The organism is Bacillus sp. UMB0893 (assembly GCF_002858905.1).
Classification (GTDB): domain Bacteria; phylum Bacillota; class Bacilli; order Bacillales; family Bacillaceae; genus Bacillus_P.
The window spans coordinates 38532-59198 of the sequence record NZ_PKLB01000001.1 but is presented as its reverse complement, the minus strand read 5'-3'; the positions used below and the strand labels follow the sequence as shown (position 1 = coordinate 59198).

The window sequence follows — 20667 nt, the reverse complement described above, 5'->3', positions numbered from 1 at the left end:
ACATTATTCTGCAAAAAAATTTAAGTTAGTGACTTGCTGCAGCTGCAGCTTGTTTAATCGTACTTTCAAGTATCTCAGCGGCTTTATTTATTTCATCATCTGTTACGGTAAGCGGCGGAAGCAGCCGAATCACATTCGGACCAGCTGAAAGTGCCAATAATCCATTGGTTCGCAGCTCTGTTATGATTGGGGCTGCTTCTCGGTCTAATTGCATTCCAATCATTAATCCCATACCTCTAAGTTCATGAACAACCGGAGAATCAGACAATGCAGCTTGAAGTTTTTCAGTCAATTGCTCCGATTTCTCTTTAACTGCCTCTAAAAATTCAGATTGAAAAATTTTAGCGAGTGTTGCCTTTGCTGCTGCCATAGCCAATGGGTTCCCCCCAAAGGTCGTTCCGTGTGACCCAGGCTGAAAAGATGGAATGAGCTCTTTTTTTCCAATCATCGCACCGACAGGAAAACCGCTTCCCAGCCCTTTTGCTGCTGTGATGATATCAGGTTCTAAATGATGGTGCTGATATGCAAACGGCATTCCTGTACGTCCTATGCCTGTTTGAACTTCGTCAATAATCAGAAGTGCCCCAAGACGTTTACATGTTTCTTTTATTTTTTCTAAAAATAGAGCTTCAGCAGGTACGACACCGCCTTCACCTTGAATGATTTCAAGCATGATGGCTGCATACCCGTCTCCAGTTAACTGCTGCAATGTTTCTATATCATTGAAAGGCAAATATTCGAATTCAGGCAATAACGGCCCAAAGCCTTCATGTATTTTCGCTTGCCCTGTAGCTGACATTGCCGCAAACGTTCGTCCATGAAACGATTGCTTAAATGTAACAATTTTCGATTTTCCAGTATGCTTTCTAGCTAGCTTAATTGCTGCTTCATTCGCTTCAGCCCCGCTATTGCAAAAGAAAACAGCATCTCCGCAGCTATTTGCGGTGAGGATCTCAGCAACTTCTTCCTGCAGCGAACTTTGAAACAAATTCGACACGTGCCAGACTTTGTCAAGCTGGTCTTGAACAGCTTGCTTTACGTCCGTGTCTGCATGGCCAAGATTACATACAGCAATTCCTGATATGAAATCAAGATATGATTTTCCATTTTGATCAATGGCGATTGATCCTTTTGCTTCCTTTATCTCTAGATTCCAGCGTGCATATGTTGGAAATACGTGACTCATTTTACAGTCGCCTCCTTGCTCATTGTAATTTTCGTCCCTAATAATGATTGTTCTGCGACAAACATGGATTGGCCGCTGACAATCATAACTTCTTTTAAAGATTGGGATAACGACTTGATCGCAGCCTGTACCTTTGGTATCATCCCGCCATTAATGACCCCGCTCACAATCAATTCTTCAATTTCTTCAGGGGTCGTATGATCAATTAATTTTTTTTCTTTTAATATTCCTGGTACGTCTGTGACAAACAGCAGTTTTTTTGCACCAAGCGCACTTGCAATCGCTGCAGCTGCCGTATCAGCATTTACATTAAGCGTTTGATGATCTTCTGTTCTGGCAAGAGGGGCTATGACTGGAATATAATCACTGTCAAGCAGCGTTTTTATGAGATGAACGTGCACATTTGCAATTTGCCCGACATATCCAAGCTCTTTTTCATTTATATATTCAGCAGTCAGCATTCCTCCATCGCAACCTGCAATACCGGCAGACATCAGGTTATTTTGCTGAAGAGCTCTTACAATTTGCTTATTGATTTGGCCAGCCAGCACCATTTCAGCAACATCCAATACTTTCTTTGTCGTCTTCCGCTGTCCATTTATAAATTTGGTTTTAATGTTCATGCTGCCAAGAACACTGTTGATTGCAGGGCCTCCTCCGTGCACGATTACTACACGATAGCCTTGTTTTTTCAGCTCGTGCAGGCTTCCGAAAAATGCTTCTGATAGCTCATTAACAATACTTCCTCCGCATTTTAACACGACTACTTGGTTCATGATTCTCTCCTTACGTTCTGTAGCTGGCGTTAATTTTGACATAATCATACGTCAAGTCGCAGCCCCATGCTTTTCCCTCTCCGTTTCCGATTCGGAGGTCGATGTGAATGCTGACTGTACTTTTCTCCAAGACTTCTTTCGCCCTTTCCTCTGAAAAATCTTGAGGCTGGCCGTTATGATATAAACATTGATCGCCGAGGAAAATGCCGATTTTATCAGGATGGACCAGAGCGCTGCTGTGGCCGATTGCACCAATAATTCTTCCCCAGTTTGCATCTGCTCCATAAACGGCTGTTTTCACGAGATTTGAGCCAACTACTTTTTTGGCAACAATTCTTGCTTCAGAATTAGAGGCTGCGCCTTCAACAGTAACTTCAATCAGCTTAGTTGCGCCTTCTCCATCTTTTGCAATGCTTTTAGCAAGATCTTCACAAATAAGGGTAAGACCTTGTTTAAACGTTTCCCACTCTTCATGTTCAGGTGTCAGGGATTCATTTTCGGCTAACCCATTTGCCATAATCAACACCATATCGTTTGTTGAGGTTTCTCCATCAACTGTAATTTGATTAAATGAAACATCTGTTATTTCACTCAGCGCCTGCTGAAGAATTTCACTCTCAATTGCAGCATCAGTCGTAATAAATGCAAGCATTGTGGCCATATTCGGATGAATCATTCCAGAGCCTTTTGCTGTCCCTCCAATTGTTACTTTCCTGCCGTCGATCACCATTTCATAGCATGATTTCTTAGTAACTGTATCTGTTGTTAAAATGGCTTCTTGAAAAGCAGGAGCCCCATTCTTTGAAGGCGAAACATCTTTTATCCCAGTCCGAATGCAATCCATTTTCAAGTATTCTCCAATGACACCTGTCGAAGCGACAGCTATATGTTCTTCTTTCAATGCAAAGGATTTTGCACACAAGTCTCTCATTTCATATGCATCTTTTAATCCTTGCTCTCCAGTGCATGCATTCGCAATTGCACTATTCACGATAAGAGCCTGCAGCTTTTGGCCTTTTGCAATGCTCTCCTGTGTGACCTTAAGCGGAGCTGCCTGAAAATGACTTTGAGTGTAAACGGCCGCACAGCTTGCAGGAATCTCACTGATCAAAACGGCCAAATCCTTTTTGGCATAACGCAGTCCAATATGTACCCCGTCTGATGTAAATCCTGCCGGAGATGTAATCGAACCTTCCTCTACTTTGTGCAATTGTACAGCCTCTTTTACTTTCAGCATAAAACAACCTCCTATGGAAAGATCGGTGCAAGTTCAAGTCCAAGCGTTTCTTCATATCCATTCATGATATTAAAGTTTTGAACAGCCTGACCTGCAGCACCCTTCATTAGATTATCGATCACCGAAACAATGGTGGCCCTTCCTGTTCGCTCATCATAAGAAAGACCAATGTCACAATAATTTGAACCGTATACCTCTTTTGTGGATGGAAACTCTCCAAGAGGTCTCACTCTTACAAAATAGGAATCTCTGTAAAACGTTTGATAGCAATCAAGCAATTGCTCTGAACTCATTTCTTCCTTTAAATCAACGTAGATGGTCGCCATAATTCCTCTTGTCATAGGAACTAAATGCGTTTGAAAAGTGATGGTTGAAATATTTTCATTCAAGAGATGCAGCGCTTGTTCTATTTCTGGAATATGCTGATGTCCGTTCACTTTATATATTTTCAGATTCTCATTTATTTCAGCGTAATGTACAGCAGCGCCTGGCTTTCGTCCTGCACCTGATACACCGGTTTTTGCATCGATTATAATGGAGGATTCTTTGATAAGCGATTGCGCTGCAGCGGGAGCCAAACCTAAAATGGACGCTGTTGGAAAGCAGCCTGGGTTTGATAGAATGGCAGCGTTTTTAATCTCCTGTTTATTAAGTTCTGCAAGGCCGTATACCGCCTGATCTACAATTTTCTGATCAGCAGGCTGACGCTTATACCACTGCTCGTATAGCGATGAATCTTTCAATCTCAAATCTCCTGATAAATCAATAATCTTGACTTGATTACTATTAATCTTTTGCAAAAGCTCAGCGGCAGCTCCCGGCGGAGAAGCAAGAAAAAGCGTTTCAACCTCTTCCTCGATCCTTTTTCCATCTATAATAGAAAGTGATTCCTGACTGATTTCTGTTAAATGAGGATACGAGTCTCTATAAGCTTTACCATCTTCTGAAGATGTATATAAAATACATTTCTCAATTTTCGGATGCTTCGTCAGCAAGCGATATAACTCGTTGCCTCCATAACCAGTTGCACCAACAATACCAACATTCAATAGTATCACCCTTTAATTTATATCGTTCTGACATTCGAATTATTACTCATTATAATACTGCATAAAAATAAAATCAATTGTATATTTAATATTTTTTATTAATAATTGTAAATAATTTTTTCCGGTTAAATAGTGTTTCAAAATTAAAAAGAATATGTGAGAATTTTCAAAAAATAACGGTTTTTTTAGTCTGAATTTCATTCAGTTAATTTCTTGAACTGATGGTATATTGCGAAGTGTTCTTTTACTGGAAAAGAAATATTCCTGGTGAAAAATACGTAGGCAGTAAATTTGGGATAAATATAGCCTTAAAATGAACTGATTTCATAATAAAAAACCCCAGCTCTCTATAAAGAACTGGGGCTCCTTTTTTACTGAACGCCTAATGCAATTTTGGCGATACGGCTCATTCTATCTTTTGTCCATGGCGGATTCCAGACAATGTTTACTTCTGTTTCTTTTATTTCAGGAATATCACGCAAGGCTGTTTTCACTTGATCGATAATAGTGCCGGCTAATGGGCATCCCATAGAAGTTAATGTCATTGTTACAAGAGCTGTGCCATCCTCTTCAAGGGCTACATCATATACAAGTCCTAGGTTTACGATATCTACGCCAAGCTCAGGGTCAACGACCAATTCCAAGGCGCCATATATATTTTCTTTAAGTGCTTCATCCATCTTATCACTCCTCTACCTAAAGTATAGCGAAACGCGCAGATATTCTAAACTTATTTGCTTTTACGTTTTTTATTGATTAACGAGAAAATCTGCAAACCAATCAACTGTTGCAATAAGTCCTTCTCTTGAAACCTTATGATCAGCATTCGTATCTGCAATAAATTTGAGATACTCCGGCTTCTCTTCATAAGATGATTTAATTTCTTCAAAAAAAGTATACGTTGGATCGAATGGTACGACTTGATCCTTTTTCCCGTGCCAGAATAATAACGGTCTTGAAGCAAGCTTTTCCGTATGTATGCTTAAATCATACGCTTGCAGACTTAAAAAATGATTTTCAAGCTCTGCATCTGTCAGCGGTACTTTTATGCCCATTTTTTGTATATATTTTATTTGCTTACGGGAAAACTGTTCATAATAAGGACTTCCCATTAAGCTTGCAGCTGCTTTGATCCACTCGTATTGTGTCAAGGCTCCAAGTGTGACGATACCGCCCATGGACGTTCCCGCAACACCTATTTGTTCGGGATCGATTAATTCTTCTTTTTCAAAATAGTCTTTAATCATTTGCAATTCATTGATTTCATTTATTACGATGCTCCAAAATTGCAAATTTAACTCAAGTCCAGCAAGATTTTCACTTCTTTCCCCGTGATGCAGTGCATCTGGAAGAACGACACGTATCCCTTTTTCAGCAAGCAGGTAGGCATAGTGCAAATTGTGCTCCTTCGCGCTTGTAAAGCCATGAACAAATATAACGAATGGTGTTTTTTTAGTTTGGAGAGAGCTCTTTACGACATGTAGAAGAGGAATTCCGGCAGCATTCAATTTTTCAACAGTGATCATGTAGTATGCCTCCTTCTTTTTTATTTATCTTAAGTTTAACATGTAGACAATAATCTTGGAAAAAAGATACACTATATATAGAATTTTGTTTGCTTGTCTAAAAATTGATGCTTAAATGTTTCGAGTATTTTATTAAAAAAGAGCAGGAATTCACAAGGATTGACGTGAATAAGTCTACACAACATTTTTATTTCAGATAATAAAGGAGCTTCTATGACGACAAACCCTTATTTAATTGCACTGGATTTAGATGGTACTTTATTAAAAGATGATAAAACGATTTCTTCCTATTCAAAAGAAATCATAAAAAAAGCAAAAGATGCAGGTCATATTGTCTGTATATCAACTGGCCGGCCATTCAGATCGAGCTCCGTTTATTATGATGAGCTTGAGCTTGATACACCAATTGTAAACTTCAATGGAGCATTCGTTCACCATCCTAAAGACGATCAGTGGGGTGCTTTTCATACCACTCTTTCTGTAGATATCGTGAAAGAAATCGTTGAAGTCTGCGAAAAGCATAATGTGAATAACATTCTTGCTGAAGTTATGGATCGCGTTTATTTCCATTATCATGATGAAAAACTTTTAGATGTGTTCACTATGGGAAATCCCGAGGTGAAAATAGGTGACCTTCGCGAAAACCTTGGCGATGATGTCACAAGTATTCTTATTCATGCTTCTGAGGATGAAGTAGATAACATTCGCAAATACTTATCAGATGTTCATGCAGAGTTCGTTGACCATAGACGCTGGGCTGCTCCCTGGCATGTCATTGAGCTTATCAAACATGGAATGAACAAAGCAATCGGATTAAAGAAAATTGCTGATTCTTACTCCATAACTGCTGATCGAATTATTGCGTTCGGAGATGAGGATAATGATCTTGAAATGCTGAAATATGCAGGTCAGGGTGTGGCAATGGGAAATGCGATTCCAGAGCTTAAAAAGGTCGCAAACAGAGAAACAAAAACAAATGAAGAGGATGGCATTGCCATTTATTTAAAAGACGCCTTATCACTGTAAGGCGTTTTTTTAGTGAAGATTTCCATCGATAACTGTCCGCTTGTTGTGACAGAATATAAAAGACGCATCAGCAGCGTCACCAATATCCTTTTAGGGGGAATTTCGCATGAGCAGTAATAAATCTAAACGCTTTGTACAGCAAGGTAAAGATTCCGTTTCCAAACATGATGAAAGAATCCCTTATCATACAACATTAGCTGAGTCAGAAGATCGCAAAGCTCAAATGGCAGAAAATACCTCTTTAGGAGGCTTTTAAATGGGCAACCAACTTTTTCAGGCAGCACGTAAAGCCGTTAATAGAGCTGGAGAGGTTTTAAGCGGCAAGATGCATGATGTTCAACATGATCAGCAGCATCAGAATCAATATAATCAGCAGCATTCTCAGCAAAATCAGTATTCACAGCAGCATGAACATTCCGATGAGGCTGCGAAAGAAAAAGCTGAGGCTGCTTTAATGTCTGCTTTTGCTAACGCCTCACCTGCAGAACAGGCACAGCTTAGTGAATTGCAGGAAGAACTAAAGAAATAAACAAAAGCTGCGGATTTTCTCCGCAGCCTTGTTTATTCGGAAACCGTTAATTTTTCTTTTGCCTGCAAGGTTTTTACTCCTTCTGCTTTTCCAGTTAAGACAACAGTTACATCATATTCCCCTGGGTCAACTTTTTTGCCATTGCTTTTCAAGTCCCATGTTTCTTGCCATGTTTGACTTTTTCCGGGAAGCAAATTGACATACTGTATTGCTTGAGTAAACATTCTGCCTTTGGAATATTTGTACACTTCCGCACCATTTTTATCAAGAACAATGATGTCATATTTTTGACCTGAGCGAAATTCAAAATTCTTTTCTTCTTCCGTGTTGTTCCTGAGGGTCATTTCAAATTGAACATTTTCCTGGCTTTCTTTTACATCAACAGTAAATTGAACCTCTTTAGTCTCCACGTTTCCAGACACCTCTTCCGATTCATCCTTCACCGAACTTTGGCCGCAGCCAACAAGAAATAACAAGCCGAACATGATTGCTGCAATCTTTTTCATAATCTGCACGTCTCCTATTCTTTGCGAAAGAACCCAAAGATTCCTGTTGTTTGAATAATATTGGTAAATGCCTTGGGATCAACTTCCTTAATGATTCTTTCTAAATCATAAAGCTCATAGCGTGTGATCACAATCATCAGCATGTCCTTTTGTTCGTTAGTAAAAGCTCCCTTTGCAGGAACCATCGTAATACCTCTTACCATTTTAGCATGAATTGCCTTTTTTAAGTCATCTGCTTTTTTTGTAATGATCATTGCTGTTAGCTTTTCATGTCTTGTATGAATCGCATCAATGACACGTGTCGAAGCATATAGAGTGACTAACGTGTAAAGCGCCTTTTCCCAGCCGTACAGCAATCCGGCCGTAAAAATAATGATCCCGTTTAAAATAAAGAAATACGTGCCAACAGGTTTATCTTTCATTCTTGAAAGAATCATCGCAACGATATCAAGTCCTCCGGTTGATGCACCATACTTAAGCGTTATTCCCACACCGATTGCAACGATCACACCGCCGAAAACGGCATTGAGCAAAATATCCTCTGATAGTGGATATAAAGGAACTATAGACAAAAATACCGTTGTAGCCGCTACACTCAATACACTATAAAGAGTGAATGATTTCCCTACTTTTTTCCACCCTAGAATCGCTACGGGAATATTAAGCAGGAGCAGCAAAACTCCAGTTGAAATGTAAATAGGTGTATATTCCTCAATGACGCTTGATAGCAGCTGTGCGATGCCAGTAAATCCGCTCGCATAAACATCAGCAGGTATCATGAATAAATTCAGGCCAACAGCGTTCAGCAAGGCTCCAATAATAACAACCAAACCTTTTTTTACTTCTTCATAAACCATTTGCAGAAAATCCTCCCGGGCTATAAGATAATGATAGTATTCCTGATTTACCCTTTTTTCTTGCAGATCAATACAATTATTGTCTCTAGGGCTTAAATAGTGTTTCTTTACTTCTTTTCAGCTAAGTGCTAATTTAAAACTATACATGAGTCTAACTGCCCGCACATCGGGTCTAAATGTCATATAACAAGATGAAATGAGGTGTCAGAATGACTGTAAAAATCATTGCAGACAGTGCAAGCGATCTGCCGCTGGATTTCTTTGAAAAAAATGGAGTTGCGCTTCTTCCTCTCGGTGTACATATTGGAAAATCTGATTATCGCGATTTGGTTACCATTTCTCCTAAAGAAGTGTATGATGCCATGCGTGAAGGAAAAGTAGCCAAAACGACGCAGATTTCTCCTTTGGATGTAAAAGAAACATTTACTGAACTCGCGAAAAAGCAAATGCCAGCTTTATATGTAGCTTTTTCTTCAGAACTCTCAGGCACCTATCAAACGGCTGTCATGATTGGAAATGAGGTCAAGGATGAATTCCCTGACTTTGAACTGGCCATTATTGATTCAAAATCCGCTTCCCTCGGGCTGGGTCTAGCAGTAAAGCATGCGGTACAGCTAGCCAATAACGGGAAAACTTTACATGAAATTGAAGCTTCTGTAAAGGATTTTTGTGAACATACGGAACACATTTTTACTGTTGATAATCTTGAGTATTTAGCAAGGGGAGGACGAATCAGTAAAGCATCTGCATTTGTTGGCGGACTTCTCAACATCAAGCCGCTCCTTCATGTTGAAGACGGCAAGCTCATCCCCCTTGAGAAAATCAGAGGCAAGAAAAAAGTCTTGCGCCGGGTCATCGAACTAATGAAAGAACGCGGCATTGCTCTTGAAAATCAGACGATCGCCATCAGTCATGGGGACGATGAGGAAACGGCCCTTGAAATAAAATCAATGATTGAGGCTGAATTCCATCCAAAAGAAATTTATATCAACACAGTAGGCTGTTCAGTCGGTGCTCATTCCGGTCCAGGCACAATCGCTATTTTCTTTTTAAATAAAACGATCTCATAATATTCTTTATACAGGGCAACATAAATTTATCTTTCTTAAAAGGGAGTTTTATGATGCCGCATACTAGCGATAATGACAAAAAAGCCAAAGACAATAATGCAAAAGAGCACGAAAGAAACATGATGCGTGAAAAAAATCGTCAAAAAGGCGAGAGACAATATTCTAAAAAAACGGATCATAAATAAGAAAAGCGTAAACGCCAGGTAAGCTCCGACTCAAATTTTTATACCTTCTTATCAATAAAAAAACAGCAGCGATACGCTGCTGTTTTTCATTTTATTTAAGTGTGAATTTAGAAAGTGTTTGATTTAAATCATCTGTCAGCTGTCTCAATTCAACTACTTTTTCAACCATCTTTTCAAACGCGAGAAGCTGTTCTGTAGTCGAGGCAGATATTTGTTCGCTTCCTGCTGCTGTTTCTTCAACAACAGCACTGATGCTTTCTACATTTTGCAGCACTTGCTCTCCAAGTTTTTTAGAATTCATAATCCCTGATTTCAAGTCATTCAGTTCAGATGTAATTCCATTTACTTTCCTGTCTATGTCTTCAAATGCATTTGTTGTGTGATCCATTGAATCCTGCTGTTTTTGTGCAATGGAAACACCTTTCACTACAGATTCTGAAATACTTGAAATTCCTGATTGGATGAGACTTACCATTTCGAAAATTTGAGCTGTGGCACCAGTTGATTCTTCTGCAAGCTTTCTGACTTCAGCCGCGACAACAGCAAAGCCTTTACCTGCATCTCCAGCGCGTGCAGCTTCAATTGCAGCATTTAATGCCAGCAAATTTGTCTGATCAGCAATATTTGAAACGACCTTAGCCATATCTTCAATCTTCGTCATGTACCCGACAAACGTTTTTGTGGAATCCTCAATTTGCTGGGTTGTATTCATATTTTCATTTATAAGAGCTCTTTGTGCTTTAATAGCGGTTTGACCTGAAGCGATCGAATGCATGGTTTCTTTTCCATATAGAACGGATTGTTCAGAACGATTTACATTTTCGCTGAAATCAAGATCCATTCTTTCTATCAGTGTAACGGCATCTTGAAGATCGGAAGAAATGGATTGAGATCCCGCTGACAATTCATCTGTAGAAACGGCTACCTGGTTGCTTATTTCAGTCAGCGCCCGGTTTTCCCCTTCCAGATCTTTTGCGAATCCTTCTACTTCCTTGCTTACGCTGTCAATTGAAAAAAGAAGCCCTTTAAGCTGGCGGGTCATTGCAGTAAATGAATCATTTAAAGCAGCTATTTCATCGTTTCCTTTATAAACAATAGAGGACACAGCCAAATTGCCATTTGCAATATCCCTTGCCTGTCTTGAAAGTCCTATTAGCGGCTTTGTAATACTGTTTGTCATTCGAATGACAATATATGATGAGACAAGAATTAATATCGCCGTCCCAATTAAGGCTGAGAAAATGACGAATTCAATTTGTTTCTTCAAATTCACCTGCAGCATATCATAGCGCTCATTAGCATAAAGGTTCATCAAATAGACATCGTTTGATATTCCATCCACTCGAACAGATTGGCGTTTCGCTTCAGCCTGATTTTTTTCATTCAAAGCTTTAACAGTCTCTTCTTGAAAACTGCTGAATTTATCCAACGCCTTTTGCAGTGCTAATTCTGTATTTTTATCCTTTACCGTTTTGTTAATTTCCGAAAAACGCTTCTTATTTCTCTCAAGAGATTGAAGAGCCTCTTCTTTTTGAGCATCAGTGAGTGAAAAGGCAAAGTTATTTAAGCTTTGCTTTGTAACGGTCAGCTCTCCTTGAAGTTTTTCAATATTTAATAAAACCGGAACCTCATTTTGATTAGATGACTGTATGGACAGCATATTAACGATAATAAAACCGATCATTATTGTTGCCATCAGCACGATGCTGATTGAATTCAGCAATAGCTTTTTTTTAAGTGACACTTATAATCCTCCCTAGTTGCCTTCTGCTAATTTCTTTTGCCATTCATCCAGCGTTTTTTGCTGTTCATCTGTAAGTGAGATGACACGAATCGGTGCAAGCTGAACACCGTTGTCTTTTAAACCTAACTCTACGTGACCTTTTGGAACTTCTTTTTCTTTTACAAAGTCCTCAAGCAGCTGATAGATTCCGACATCGACATTTTTCAGCATAGAGGTAATGACAGATTTTTCAGCGTAAAAATACTGATCGCTGTCAACACCAATTGCGTAAACACCGCTGTCCTGTGCTGCCTTCAGAGCGCCTACTCCGGTAAACCCTGCAGCTGCATACAAAACATCCGCCTTATTGGCAATCATCTTTTTTGCCATTTCACTGCCAAGCTTATCGTTGCCAAAATCATTGGCATATTCGGTAATAATCGTGATATCCGGTTTAATCGCCTTTGCACCTTCTGCAAATCCATCTGCAAATTTATTAATAAGCGGAACATCTGCACCGCCAATAAATCCTACTGTATTTGTCTTCGATGTCATTGCGGCCACAACTCCCGCTAAAAAGCTTCCTTCATCCTCTTTAAACGTAATAGACGTTATATTCTCAAGCTCTGAAACAGCATCTATTAAAATAAATTTCTGTTTCGGATATTTTTTCGCAACCTTCTCAAGATCTTCCTGAACCATAAATCCTAGTCCTACAACGAAATCGTTGCCTTGCTCTGCTAATTCAGTCAGTCCTTTTTCATATGTTTCTGTATCTTTTATTTCTCTGTAATCAAACAAAATCCCAAGTTCTTCGCGGGATTTGATTAATCCGTTAAATGCTGAATCACTAAAAGACTGATCGCCCAGTCCGACGTCTGACAGCATGATGCCTACCTTTATCTTTTCATCTGATTTACTTGCAGTTTGAGCTTGTCCACATCCAGCAAGCATGATGATGAGGCAAAATGAAAGCAAAACTGTTATTTGGGTTCTTTTCATTGATGTTCTCTCTCCTTCAAAAGTATCTCCACATGTGATATCGACAGAAAATGAAAAATCTTTATTGTTTGGAGCATGAATTTGAGTTACTAGGGATTTTTTATTATTCCGCCACCAAATTTCCTGCTCATTTTATTGCTCAGCTAAACCCTAGAATTCAAAAAAGTCAGGCTTACTCGCCGGTATGTCACTTCTACTCGCCGAAATGGGAGTCCAACTATCCTCGTCTCTAAATTCGCACAAATCCGCAAGCTGCAAAACAAAAAAACAGCAAGCGATTTTATCGCTTACTGTTCCTTTTTAAAATATGTCCAGCCGTCTTCCTGATAGACTTTTCCGGCCTTCATCAATGCTCCAATCGCCCGTTTGAATGCACCTTTGCTCATGTTAAAGCGTTCTTTAATATCTTCCGGATCGCTTTTATCAAAATATGGCATTGCTCCGCCTCTTGATTCCATGTAATCATAGAGCTGCTGAGCATCTGTGTCCAATGCTTCGTGCTTTCTCGGCAGCAGGGATACATTAATTGTGCCATCTTCCTTTACATCAATCACACGGCCAGTTACCAGCTCTCCTAAACGGGGCTCCCTTTTACGCTGAGAAGAGTGAATAAATCCTTTATAACCCTCTTCTGTAATGATATAAGAACCTGCAATAATCATTCTGTAGACCCTGCCAGATACGCTTTGATTGTTGGCTGCTCGATCTGCAGATACGATATTTTCCTGCATTACATCTTCTGTCGCAAGCTTCGTGAAGAACCTGCCATTTTTCGTGACTTTCAGAGAACAATAGAGCATGTCCCCTTCTTCTGGCCACACTTCTAAAAAGGCAGGCAGAATATCGTTTGCCACAAGCGCATCTTTTGATAAACCAATATCAACAAACGCTCCCATGTCCTCTCTGACACTAACAACCTCTACCCAATCGTAATGATCTTCAGTGATTTTTGGTTTTTTCATCGTTGCGGCAAGACGATCTTCATGGTCAACGACTAAGTATACCTCAACCTCATCCTTGCCTTCAATTGGTTCGGTGATTTCAGTTTTGTGCAGCAGCACACGGCTTTCCCCATCTGTTAAATAATAGCCATAATCTAGTTTTTCATCTATCGAAAGCGTCATAAACGTTCCTGGATTCATCAAATGGTATTCGTTCCTTTCTTTTATAGGGTGCTTCTAATTATATTTTGAAATTGCAGCGGCATTTTATGCGCCGACAAATTTGAGCGGTCCTACACCGCCAGACTGCTTTGTAACAACGGGTCCATTAATGAAGTTAAAATCGACTTTTTAGTCGAATCGTTGGCTAAACAGGCATTCCGCACTTCATTATTGGCCGGCTCCATCGCCCAACTCCTCGGTCACAACTGTGCTGCCGGTAAAGGCAAAACCGGACTTCTCAGGCAAATCCTTCTTTGCCTGTCTGGCTAAACAGGCGATTCTGTACTTCGTTTTGTCCGGCTCCATCGCCTAACCCCTCGGTCACAACGGTGCTGACGGTGAAGTCAAAACCGGACTTCTCCGTCAGCCCCTTTTGTGCCTTTCGGGGCTAAACAGGCGATTCCGCACTTCATTAGTTGTTATGCTCTGTTTATTCTACTATAATCTATAGATAATATAAACTTTTGGGAGGATTCTTATGGCGAAAGATAGTTCGTTTGATATTGTATCAAAGGTAGACATGCCTGAAGTGACAAATGCGATTACGATGACAATGAAGGAAATCGGCACGCGCTATGACTTCAAAGGCAGCAAAAGCAGCATTTCTTTGGAAAAAGAAGAGCTTGTATTAATTTCTGATGATGAGTTTAAAATGGATCAGTTAAAGGATGTCTTTATTTCTAAATTAATTAAGCGCAATGTAGCAACAAGAAATATTGATTACGGGAAAATTGAAGGTGCATCCGGCGGAACGATCAGGCAGCGTGCTAAGCTTGTTCAAGGAATTGATAAAGATAATGCAAAAAAGATTAATGCCATTATTAAAAACTCCGGATTGAAAGTAAAAACTCAAGTCCAGGACGATCAAGTACGTGTTACCGGAAAAAATAAGGATGATCTTCAGCAAGTGATTGCAGCTGTTCGGGGAGCGGATTTGCCGATTGATGTTCAATTCATAAATTTCCGTTAAAATTCCCCTTCTATTCAGAAAACTTTTACTTTTGTATTGAATCTCATCGAAAAAACATGTAAATTAGATATAATATCTTTTCACATGCAAAATTTCATATTTCAACATTCTTATCTAGAGAAGCTGAGGGACTGGCCCTTTGAAGCTTCAGCAACCTGGCATAATGAGAGGATCTGTAATCAGCAGAGAGCTCATTCCAAGGTGCTAATTCCAGCGATGCAACCATCGAACGATAAGAAGAAGTCCTGAACGTTCAAAAGTCTTCTTCTTGGAAGGCTTTTTTTGTTTTTCTTTCACTGTTTAGAGGAGGCTTGGAAGCATGACACTTTTAGAAGATTTAAAGAACAGGATCCTTATAGGCGACGGAGCCATGGGAACACTCCTATACTCACACGGAGTAGATCGATGTTTTGAGGAATTAAACCTGTCAAAGCCAGATGAAATATTAAATGTTCATAAGGCTTACATTGAAGCTGGCGCAGATGTGATTCAAACGAACACTTACGGAGCCAATTATATTAAATTATCAAGATATGGACTCGAAGATGACGTGAGATCCATCAATCGGCAGGCCGTTCAGATCGCAAAAAAAGCAGCCGCGAACAAGAAAGCTTATATTCTCGGAACCATTGGAGGGGTTCGTGCCTTCAAAAAAAGCGCTCATTCACTTGAGGAGATTAAACGGAACTTCCGAGAGCAGCTCTACCTTTTATTGAACGAAGAAGTAGAAGGACTATTGCTTGAAACTTATTATGATCTAGAAGAAATAAAAACAGTTTTAGAGATTGCCAGAAAAGAAACGAATATCCCAATAATCACGAATATTTCACTTCATGAAATTGGTGTTTTACAGGATGGAACCCCGCTTCATGAAGGCCTTCTTCAGCTAGAAGCACTTGGTGCAGATGTTGTTGGACTGAATTGCAGACTCGGCCCTTATCATATGCTTTCATCATTAGAAGAAATTCCGCTTCCTGATAAAGCTTATTTGTCCGTCTATCCGAACAGCAGCTTGCCGACTCTAGAAGAAGGCAGACTTGTCTACGGCTCAGGGGAAAAATATTTCGCCGAAAGTGCACTCGCTTTTCGAAATCAAGGAGCAAGACTGATTGGGGGATGCTGCGGCACGACACCAAAACATATTGGAGCAATGGCAAAAGCATTAAAAGGGCTTCCTCCTGTCACAGAAAAAAAGGTAAAAATACGGAAAGAAGAAATTTCTGTTACTTCTGCCGCTGAACGGAAATATCCTCCGCTGCAGGAAATGGTTAAAGAGAAACGTTCTTTGATTGTAGAACTTGATCCCCCAAAAAAACTTGGAATCGATAAGTTTTTAAAAGGGGCAAAAGCCTTGCAAACTGCCGGTATTGATGCTTTAACGCTTGCAGATAATTCACTTGCCTCACCGCGTATAAGCAACGTTGCTGTCGGCTCCATTGTCCAGCAGTCGCTAGGGCTTCGCTCACTGATTCATATCACCTGCCGTGACCGTAACCTAATCGGCCTGCAGTCACATTTAATGGGTCTTCATACGTTAGGTCTTACAGACGTGCTTGCCATTACAGGGGATCCATCGAAAATCGGTGATTTTCCAGGAGCTACATCAGTTTATGATCTTTCATCGTTTGATTTGATCAGCTTAATTAAACAATTTAATGACGGACTTTCCTATTCAGGAAAACCGCTTGGAGAAAAAACAAATTTCTCTGTTGCGGCAGCCTTTAATCCAAATGTGAAATATCTTGATAAAGCCGTGAAAAGACTAGAGAAGAAAATCGCGTGCGGAGCAGACTATTTTATTTCCCAGCCAATTTATTCAGAATCACAGCTGGTCGATGTTTACGAAGAAACGAAGCATCTTAAAGTGCCAATATATATAGGCATCATGCCGCTTACGAGCAGCCGGAATGCAGAGTTTATTCATAATGAAATTCCCGGCATCACATTATCAGACAGCATCAGAGAAACAATGGCTCAGGCAGGTGATGACCGCGCAAAAGCTTATCAGGAAGGATTAGCCATTGCTAAAAGGCTAATTGATGCTGCATTTGACTTATTTAATGGTATCTACTTAATCACACCATTTCTAAACTATGAATTAACAGTTGAACTGACAAACTACATCCATATGAAACAATCTGAGGTCAATGAAAGGAAGATTACGCATGTTTGATATAAAAAAGCAGCTAGAGAAAAAAATCCTCGTTCTTGATGGAGCGATGGGCACCATGATACAAGATGCAAATCTTTCTGCAGCTGATTTCGGCGGTGAAGAATATGATGGCTGCAATGAATACTTAACAATAACGGCACCAAATGTAATCGAATCGATTCATGAAGCTTACCTGGAAGCAAAAGCAGATATTATTGAAACCAATACATTTGGAGCAACCAAAATAGTCCTTGATGAGTATGATCTTGGTCATCTCTCGTTCGAATTAAATAAGAAAGCAGCAGAAATCGCAAAAAAAGCAGCAGAAAAATATTCAACAGAAGAATGGCCGCGTTATGTTGCAGGCTCAATGGGACCAACGACCAAAACGCTCTCTGTAACCGGCGGTGCTACGTTTGAAGAACTGATTCAGAATTACGAGGAACAGACGCTTGGTCTGCTTGCCGGCGGTGTTGATTTGCTTTTGCTCGAAACAAGTCAGGATTTATTGAATGTAAAAGCAGGTTTTCTCGGAATCAAACGAGCCTTTGATAATGCAGGAAAAGAAGTTCCGCTGATGATTTCTGGAACAATCGAGCCAATGGGAACAACACTCGCAGGTCAGGATATTGAGGCCTTTTTCATCTCCCTAGAGCATATGAAGCCATTATCTGTAGGACTTAACTGTGCAACAGGGCCTGAGTTTATGACTGATCACATCAGAACGTTATCAGGTATGGCACATACAGCTGTCAGCTGTTATCCGAATGCCGGTCTGCCTGATGAAGAAGGCAATTATCACGAATCACCGCGATCTCTTGCTCAAAAAGTGAAGGGATTTGCGGAACAGGGCTGGCTGAACATTGTCGGCGGCTGCTGCGGCACAACCCCTGCACACATCACTGCAATAGCGGATGCCGTTAGTGAGCTTCAGCCAAGGTCAGTGCCGGATCGTGACCCTGCCCATACTGTATCTGGAATAGACCCGCTTATCTATGATGATTCCATGCGTCCTCTCTTCGTAGGAGAACGGACAAATGTCATTGGCTCTAGAAAATTCAAGAGATTAATAGCCGAGCAGAAATTTGAAGAAGCTGCCGAAATAGCCCGTGCCCAAGTAAAAAATGGCGCCCATGTCATTGATATCTGTCTTGCAGACCCAGATCGCGAAGAATTAGAAGATATGGAAGCATTTATGAAAGAAGTCACGAAAAAAGTAAAAGCACCGCTTGTCATCGATTCAACGGATGAAAAAGTCATTGAAAAGGCGCTTGCTTATTCACAAGGGAAAGTGATCATCAATTCCATCAATCTAGAAGACGGTGAAGAGAGATTTGATGCAGTAGTCCCTCTCATTCACAAATACGGAGCAGCTGTTGTTGTCGGCACGATAGATGAAAAAGGAATGGCGCTGACGGCTGAACAAAAGGTTGATATTGCCGTCCGTTCCTTTGAATTATTGACAGAGAAGCATGGCTTACACCCATCTGATATCATATTTGATCCGCTCGTTTTCCCAGTTGGAACTGGAGATGCACAATATATTGGCTCAGCTGAAGAAACAATAAAAGGAATTCGGCTAATAAAAGAACGATTGCCGCATTGCTTAACCATTCTTGGTGTCAGCAATGTTTCATTCGGCCTCCCCCCCGTTGGCCGGGAAGTCCTGAATGCCGTGTATTTATACCATTGCACACAAGCAGGACTAGATTATGCCATCGTGAATACTGAAAAACTTGAGCGTTTTGCTTCAATTCCTAAAGAGGAAATTGAAATGGCAGAAACACTGCTTTTCAGCACAAATGACGAAACATTGGCAACGTTCACGAACCACTATAGAGGAAAAAAGAAAACCGCCAAAAAACCGGTTCAATCCTTGCCGTTAGAAGAACGTCTTGCTCAATACGTCGTTGAAGGAACAAAAGAAGGCCTGCTTGCAGATCTTGAGATTGCCTTAAAAGAGTACAACACACCTCTTGATATCATAAACGGTCCACTCATGAAAGGCATGGCAGAGGTTGGGGAGTTATTTAATACAAACCAGCTGATTGTAGCCGAAGTACTCCAAAGCGCAGAAGTTATGAAAGCTTCTGTCTCCTTTTTAGAGAAGTATATGGAGAAAAAGGATGACAGCGGCAAAGGCAAGATTCTGCTTGCAACCGTTAAAGGAGACGTTCATGATATTGGGAAAAATCTTGTCGACATTATTTTGAGCAACAATGGCTATAAGGTCGTGGACTTAGGCATTAAAGTGACACCTCAGGATCTGATTCTGGCAGTTAAAAAAGAAAATCCGGATATCGTTGGACTTTCGGGCCTTCTCGTTAAATCCGCACAGCAAATGGTACTGACCGCGCAGGATTTAAAGGAAGCTGAAATATCTGTGCCAATCATGGTTGGCGGAGCGGCTCTTTCGAGAAAATTTGCTGATGGCAAAATTGCTCCACAGTATAACGGTCCCGTTATTTATGCAAAAGACGCGATGGATGGATTATCACTGGCAAACAGAATCAGAGTGGATCCATCACAATTCAAGAAAAAAGAAGTTGTGCCTGACAGAGCTTCAATCAAGAAGACAACTCTGGCGGTAACAGAATTGCTCGAAAAAAGAGCCGAGCTCACACCTTCTCCTTATTTTCAGCCAGAGGATTGCAAGAGGCACATCCTTAAAGACATCGAGCTTACCCATTTGATTCCTTATATCAACATGCAAATGCTGATTGGCCATCATCTCGGATTAAAGGGAAAAGTGAAAGAGTTAATACGTAACAAAGATCCAAAAGCAATTGCTTTAAAAGAAACAATCGATGAGTTAATCATACAAGGACAAATAGAAAATTGGTTCCAGCCTGCTGCCGTTTATCAATTTTTCCCGGCAGAATCTGACGGAAACAAGCTGCATATTCTAGACCCTGAGACAGAAAAAATTATGCAGACATTTGAATTTCCTCGACAAACTAAGCTTCCGCATCGGAGTATTTCGGACTATATACGCCCAAAAGAAGAAGGTTCACAAAGAGATTATGTCTCCTTCTTTGCAGTAACAGCCGGTAAAAAAGTAAGGGAAATCGCAAATCAATTTAAAGAGCAAGGAGAATATTTGAAAAGCCATGTCGTACAGGCACTTGCGCTTGAGCTTGCAGAAGGGCTTGCAGAACGGACTCATCAGCTCATCCGCGATCAATGGGGCTTTCCTGATCCTCCTGATTTTACAATGGATCAGCGCTTTTCAGCCAAATATCAAGGTCAGCGCTTTTCATTCGGCTACCCAGCCTGTCCAAATTTAGATGATCAGGCTAAATTATTTGATCTTATTACTCCAGAAGACATTGGCATCAATCTCACAGAAGGATTTATGATGGAGCCTGAAGCTTCTGTTACAGCTATTGTCGTTGCCCACCCTGAAGCAAGGTATTTTAATGTTTTGAACTAAAACTTCGGTTTTGGTTCTTTTTTTATGGCCCTTTTCGTAAAGTTTGCTGCTTTTAGAAAAATGGTTAAAACCTTGAGTGATCTACGCTGCAGCCACTTGACTCCTGCGGGAAATAGAGGGAATGGGAGACCCCGAGGCTCCTATCCCTCCCTGCGGAAAGCAAGTGCCTGCAGCGGAAATCTATGGTAGAAATTTTTATCCCAAAACAACAATCAATGTGAAAACAGCCTTTTTTATTGAATTTTATGTTTCATCTCATTCAATCAGGGAATAAATA

At 40.4% G+C, this 20667-nt stretch carries 20 protein-coding genes and 1 riboswitch; of the genes, 8 read left to right on the top strand and 12 right to left on the bottom strand.

Annotated elements, in window-relative coordinates:
- Positions 1–25: 25 nt before the first annotated feature.
- The 6 genes from CYJ36_RS00255 to CYJ36_RS00230 all read right to left on the bottom strand — a co-directional run bounded on the left by CYJ36_RS00255 (position 26) and on the right by CYJ36_RS00230 (position 5774).
- Positions 26–1186, bottom strand: coding sequence for an acetylornithine transaminase (locus tag CYJ36_RS00255; protein WP_101563694.1), 1161 nt, complete (start codon positions 1184–1186; stop codon positions 26–28).
- A complete protein-coding gene (gene argB, locus CYJ36_RS00250) occupies positions 1183–1962 on the bottom strand; it encodes an acetylglutamate kinase (RefSeq protein WP_101563692.1) in 780 nt (259 codons plus the stop codon). Before argB ends, CYJ36_RS00255 begins: the two co-directional genes overlap by 4 nt.
- 10 nt (positions 1963–1972) lie before the next feature.
- Positions 1973–3199 carry a bifunctional ornithine acetyltransferase/N-acetylglutamate synthase gene (gene argJ / locus CYJ36_RS00245; RefSeq protein ID WP_101563690.1) on the bottom strand — a complete coding sequence of 409 codons (1227 nt, stop codon included), beginning with the start codon at positions 3197–3199 and terminating at the stop codon, positions 1973–1975.
- 11 nt (positions 3200–3210) lie between these two features.
- The gene (gene argC / locus CYJ36_RS00240; protein ID WP_101563688.1) at positions 3211–4248 is read right to left on the bottom strand and encodes an N-acetyl-gamma-glutamyl-phosphate reductase; all 1038 of its coding nucleotides are present in this window, start codon (positions 4246–4248) and stop codon (positions 3211–3213) included.
- A 371-nt stretch (positions 4249–4619) separates the two neighbouring features.
- Positions 4620–4928 (bottom strand): metal-sulfur cluster assembly factor, encoded by a 309-nt coding sequence (locus tag CYJ36_RS00235; RefSeq protein ID WP_101563685.1) that lies wholly within the window; start codon positions 4926–4928, stop codon positions 4620–4622.
- Positions 4929–4997: 69 nt separating this feature from the next.
- Positions 4998–5774 (bottom strand): alpha/beta fold hydrolase, encoded by a 777-nt coding sequence (locus CYJ36_RS00230; RefSeq protein ID WP_101563684.1) that lies wholly within the window; start codon positions 5772–5774, stop codon positions 4998–5000.
- A gap of 213 nt (positions 5775–5987) precedes the next feature.
- Between CYJ36_RS00230 and CYJ36_RS00225 the strand changes: the two genes are divergently transcribed.
- From CYJ36_RS00225 to CYJ36_RS00220, 3 genes are all read left to right on the top strand, one after another.
- Positions 5988–6800, top strand: coding sequence for a Cof-type HAD-IIB family hydrolase (locus tag CYJ36_RS00225; protein WP_101563682.1), 813 nt, complete (start codon positions 5988–5990; stop codon positions 6798–6800).
- 106 nt (positions 6801–6906) lie between these two features.
- Positions 6907–7056 carry a hypothetical protein gene (locus CYJ36_RS23455; RefSeq protein WP_180849968.1) on the top strand — a complete coding sequence of 50 codons (150 nt, stop codon included), beginning with the start codon at positions 6907–6909 and terminating at the stop codon, positions 7054–7056.
- Positions 7057–7329, top strand: coding sequence for a DUF3813 family protein (locus CYJ36_RS00220; protein ID WP_101563680.1), 273 nt, complete (start codon positions 7057–7059; stop codon positions 7327–7329).
- Positions 7330–7361: 32 nt separating this feature from the next.
- On the opposite strand, the gene CYJ36_RS00215 is transcribed toward CYJ36_RS00220, so the two are convergent.
- Both CYJ36_RS00215 and CYJ36_RS00210 read right to left on the bottom strand, forming a co-directional pair.
- Positions 7362–7835, bottom strand: a complete 474-nt coding sequence (locus CYJ36_RS00215; RefSeq protein ID WP_101563678.1) for a BsuPI-related putative proteinase inhibitor — start codon at positions 7833–7835, stop codon at positions 7362–7364.
- 14 nt (positions 7836–7849) lie between these two features.
- Positions 7850–8692: a YitT family protein gene (locus CYJ36_RS00210; protein WP_101563676.1), complete on the bottom strand. Its 843-nt coding sequence runs from the start codon at positions 8690–8692 to the stop codon at positions 7850–7852.
- 209 nt (positions 8693–8901) lie between these two features.
- Here CYJ36_RS00210 and CYJ36_RS00205 point away from each other — a divergent pair, with 209 nt between their 5' ends.
- Both CYJ36_RS00205 and CYJ36_RS00200 read left to right on the top strand, forming a co-directional pair.
- Positions 8902–9762: a DegV family protein gene (locus tag CYJ36_RS00205; protein WP_101563675.1), complete on the top strand. Its 861-nt coding sequence runs from the start codon at positions 8902–8904 to the stop codon at positions 9760–9762.
- A 53-nt stretch (positions 9763–9815) separates the two neighbouring features.
- On the top strand, positions 9816–9947 hold the full coding sequence (locus CYJ36_RS00200) for a DUF3941 domain-containing protein (RefSeq protein WP_101563673.1): 132 nt from the start codon (positions 9816–9818) through the stop codon (positions 9945–9947).
- A gap of 91 nt (positions 9948–10038) precedes the next feature.
- On the opposite strand, the gene CYJ36_RS00195 is transcribed toward CYJ36_RS00200, so the two are convergent.
- The 4 genes from CYJ36_RS00195 to CYJ36_RS23450 all read right to left on the bottom strand — a co-directional run bounded on the left by CYJ36_RS00195 (position 10039) and on the right by CYJ36_RS23450 (position 14141).
- On the bottom strand, positions 10039–11691 hold the full coding sequence (locus CYJ36_RS00195) for a methyl-accepting chemotaxis protein (protein ID WP_101563671.1): 1653 nt from the start codon (positions 11689–11691) through the stop codon (positions 10039–10041).
- Positions 11692–11703: 12 nt separating this feature from the next.
- Complete coding sequence (locus CYJ36_RS00190; protein WP_101563669.1) at positions 11704–12672, bottom strand: BMP family lipoprotein; 969 nt, start codon at positions 12670–12672, stop codon at positions 11704–11706.
- 287 nt (positions 12673–12959) lie between these two features.
- A complete protein-coding gene (locus CYJ36_RS00185) occupies positions 12960–13814 on the bottom strand; it encodes a CvfB family protein (protein WP_101563667.1) in 855 nt (284 codons plus the stop codon).
- Between the two features lie 189 nt (positions 13815–14003).
- Entirely contained in the window at positions 14004–14141 is a 138-nt protein-coding gene (locus CYJ36_RS23450) for a hypothetical protein (protein WP_180849966.1), read from the bottom strand.
- Between the two features lie 172 nt (positions 14142–14313).
- Between CYJ36_RS23450 and CYJ36_RS00180 the strand changes: the two genes are divergently transcribed.
- From CYJ36_RS00180 to metH, 3 genes are all read left to right on the top strand, one after another.
- Entirely contained in the window at positions 14314–14805 is a 492-nt protein-coding gene (locus CYJ36_RS00180) for a YajQ family cyclic di-GMP-binding protein (protein ID WP_101563665.1), read from the top strand.
- A 107-nt stretch (positions 14806–14912) separates the two neighbouring features.
- A riboswitch (SAM riboswitch) is annotated at positions 14913–15044 on the top strand.
- Between the two features lie 80 nt (positions 15045–15124).
- Positions 15125–16978 (top strand): bifunctional homocysteine S-methyltransferase/methylenetetrahydrofolate reductase, encoded by a 1854-nt coding sequence (locus CYJ36_RS00175; protein WP_101563663.1) that lies wholly within the window; start codon positions 15125–15127, stop codon positions 16976–16978.
- Positions 16971–20390: a methionine synthase gene (gene metH / locus CYJ36_RS00170; RefSeq protein ID WP_101563661.1), complete on the top strand. Its 3420-nt coding sequence runs from the start codon at positions 16971–16973 to the stop codon at positions 20388–20390. Before CYJ36_RS00175 ends, metH begins: the two co-directional genes overlap by 8 nt.
- Positions 20391–20667: the final 277 nt, after the last annotated feature.

Coding starts and splice junctions, on each gene's coding strand:
- CYJ36_RS00190 (WP_101563669.1), bottom strand. CDS start 12,672: ATGAAAAGAACCCAAATAACAGTTTTGCTTTCATTTTGCCTCATCATC.
- CYJ36_RS00255 (WP_101563694.1), bottom strand. CDS start 1,186: ATGAGTCACGTATTTCCAACATATGCACGCTGGAATCTAGAGATAAAG.
- CYJ36_RS00185 (WP_101563667.1), bottom strand. CDS start 13,814: ATGAATCCAGGAACGTTTATGACGCTTTCGATAGATGAAAAACTAGAT.
- CYJ36_RS00205 (WP_101563675.1), top strand. CDS start 8,902: ATGACTGTAAAAATCATTGCAGACAGTGCAAGCGATCTGCCGCTGGAT.
- CYJ36_RS00235 (WP_101563685.1), bottom strand. CDS start 4,928: ATGGATGAAGCACTTAAAGAAAATATATATGGCGCCTTGGAATTGGTC.
- argJ (WP_101563690.1), bottom strand. CDS start 3,199: ATGCTGAAAGTAAAAGAGGCTGTACAATTGCACAAAGTAGAGGAAGGT.
- CYJ36_RS23455 (WP_180849968.1), top strand. CDS start 6,907: ATGAGCAGTAATAAATCTAAACGCTTTGTACAGCAAGGTAAAGATTCC.
- CYJ36_RS23450 (WP_180849966.1), bottom strand. CDS start 14,141: ATGGAGCCGGACAAAACGAAGTACAGAATCGCCTGTTTAGCCAGACAG.
- CYJ36_RS00225 (WP_101563682.1), top strand. CDS start 5,988: ATGACGACAAACCCTTATTTAATTGCACTGGATTTAGATGGTACTTTA.
- CYJ36_RS00215 (WP_101563678.1), bottom strand. CDS start 7,835: ATGAAAAAGATTGCAGCAATCATGTTCGGCTTGTTATTTCTTGTTGGC.
- metH (WP_101563661.1), top strand. CDS start 16,971: ATGTTTGATATAAAAAAGCAGCTAGAGAAAAAAATCCTCGTTCTTGAT.
- CYJ36_RS00210 (WP_101563676.1), bottom strand. CDS start 8,692: ATGGTTTATGAAGAAGTAAAAAAAGGTTTGGTTGTTATTATTGGAGCC.
- CYJ36_RS00175 (WP_101563663.1), top strand. CDS start 15,125: ATGACACTTTTAGAAGATTTAAAGAACAGGATCCTTATAGGCGACGGA.
- CYJ36_RS00230 (WP_101563684.1), bottom strand. CDS start 5,774: ATGATCACTGTTGAAAAATTGAATGCTGCCGGAATTCCTCTTCTACAT.
- CYJ36_RS00200 (WP_101563673.1), top strand. CDS start 9,816: ATGCCGCATACTAGCGATAATGACAAAAAAGCCAAAGACAATAATGCA.
- CYJ36_RS00220 (WP_101563680.1), top strand. CDS start 7,057: ATGGGCAACCAACTTTTTCAGGCAGCACGTAAAGCCGTTAATAGAGCT.
- argB (WP_101563692.1), bottom strand. CDS start 1,962: ATGAACCAAGTAGTCGTGTTAAAATGCGGAGGAAGTATTGTTAATGAG.
- CYJ36_RS00180 (WP_101563665.1), top strand. CDS start 14,314: ATGGCGAAAGATAGTTCGTTTGATATTGTATCAAAGGTAGACATGCCT.